The following is a 288-nucleotide window of genomic DNA, read 5'->3' on the forward strand; positions in this document are numbered from 1 at the left end:
GCCCGCAACTGGGTGCTGGTCTTCTTCGGCAACTTCGCGGGCGCCCTGACCACGGCGGTGATGATGTCGATCGTCTTCACCCTCGGCTTCGCCACCGAGCCGAACGCCGTCGGCAAGCTCATCGCCGGCATCGGCGAGGCCCGGACCCTCGGCTACGAGAAGTACGGCGCCTCCGGCATGCTGACGCTCTTCGTCCGCGCCATGCTGTGCAACTGGATGGTCTCGACCGGCGTCATCGGCGCCATGCTGTCGACCTCGGTGCCCGGCAAGGTCATCGCCATGTGGATG

Annotated in this window: 1 protein-coding gene; it reads left to right on the plus strand. The window is 67.0% G+C overall.

Going from position 1 to position 288, the window contains the following annotated elements:
- Positions 1–288 (plus strand): formate/nitrite transporter family protein (locus tag KZZ07_RS26810; protein ID WP_219519992.1); only part of this gene is annotated, 288 nt, incomplete at both ends.

This window comes from Mameliella sp. CS4 (assembly GCF_019392335.1).
Lineage (GTDB): Bacteria > Pseudomonadota > Alphaproteobacteria > Rhodobacterales > Rhodobacteraceae > Antarctobacter.